This window comes from Prevotella sp. OH937_COT-195, assembly GCF_003932845.1.
Taxonomy (GTDB): domain Bacteria; phylum Bacteroidota; class Bacteroidia; order Bacteroidales; family Bacteroidaceae; genus Prevotella.
In genome coordinates this window covers 1-1,442 of record NZ_RQZH01000069.1, presented here as the reverse complement: position 1 = coordinate 1,442, position 1,442 = coordinate 1, and the positions used below count along the sequence as shown (strand labels likewise).

Sequence of the window (1,442 nt, the reverse complement as noted above, 5' to 3'; positions counted from 1 at the left end):
GTGTTTTATTGGTTTGATTTCTCCTTCTGCTTTAATTGGTTTAATAAGATGATTAAGTTGACCTTTTTAGGTCAACTTTTTAATTTATAAGGATTTATAAAAAGTCACGCAATGACAAAAAGGGGATTGGGGATTTCCCCAAAAATCTATTTTACAGCATAGGTAAAACTTCCTAGGAAGTGTATCTACATATGCTAATCTTGCCAGACTGGTAAGATGTGATAAAATAGAAAAGGTATATGTGGTAAATTTACCTAGTAAAATTAGATACATATGCTACGCTTGCCACACTGCAAACAGGAGGTTAATGACTATGGCAAAGAGTATGCGAGAAGTCGCTGATGAATTAGGTGTTTCAAAAGATTTAGTGAAATATCACAGGAAAAAATTAGGTGAAGATGATTATGCGTTTGTAAGAGGTCAGTATTTGATTTTAGAGTCTGGTGTAGCAAAAATCAAATCATATTTGACGAAAGAAAAAGGCAATTATTCAACTCAATTTGAACATCGAATGTTATCTAAGATAAGTGATATTGACCTTAGTCTCTTAAAGTTATCTCAGGAATTATATGCGCTTGAAAAGAAGTTAGAAAAACTGGATCAACTTGAAGAAGGATTATCACGTATCGAGCAAGGCATAACAGATATTTTTGATATTGCTATAGAGACAGGTATTTGATAATTAGAGCAGTTGAGTGGTTTATGCCGAGAAAACTTTTGACGAAAAGCTGAGCGATTTAGACTAAGACGTGTCGAGTCGTCAGACTGAAAGTTTGACGATCGAACACGGCAGTCAGAAATCAGCGACAGGTTACTTATCGTCAAAAGGAAATTGGAATAAAGAAAACGGATTGTAAGTTCTCTGAGAGCCTTTAGGAGCGATTGTAATGATTTAAGTATAGAATAACACCTAATCATTTAAACGAGCGTAGAGGGGCTTAAAAAGGCTTCTGAGGTGTGTTATAATATTTTTTGGCAACTAAACCCCCAATCGCCTAGAGAGGAGGTGTTATATGCTAAGAATAATCACGCTTATTCTTGTCATCAGAGTGGTTGTACCACTTCTGAAACTGTATGGTGAGAAATGGATTGAGAAGCATTTCAAAGGCAAGAAGAAAAGATAGTTGCCCTTCTCAGCACGTCTGTTGTCGTTGCAGATGAAAAAAGAAACCCTAGAGGAGTACAGGCCTCTAGGGTTTTTGCTATATGCACGACTAATCACGCTTGTCGTTAAGGTTATTGTATCATGGTTTTACTGTTAATGTCAAAATATGATATACTACTTGTGAGGCACCTCAGCGATAAGGTCGGTGGTGTGAAGCTCATTTTTAGGGCAGACGGAAACGCGAGCCAACAAGGGCATATTATTATGTCGGGTGCCGGACTGCCTTCAGCTTCGGGCTGTAAAGAACCGGAATTTGTTCAAAGATGAGCTTGTTCTC

1 protein-coding gene is annotated in these 1,442 nt (G+C 37.3%); it reads left to right on the top strand.

Going from position 1 to position 1,442, the window contains the following annotated elements; all coding sequences use genetic code 11:
• Positions 1–313 precede the first annotated feature (313 nt).
• Complete coding sequence (locus tag EII32_RS11250; protein ID WP_124793494.1) at positions 314–679, top strand: hypothetical protein; 366 nt, start codon at positions 314–316, stop codon at positions 677–679.
• The last annotated feature ends 763 nt before the right edge of the window (positions 680–1,442 follow it).

Excerpts from the sequence above, each read along its gene's own strand:
- EII32_RS11250 (WP_124793494.1), top strand. The coding sequence starts at position 314 with ATGGCAAAGAGTATGCGAGAAGTCGCTGATGAATTAGGTGTTTCAAAA.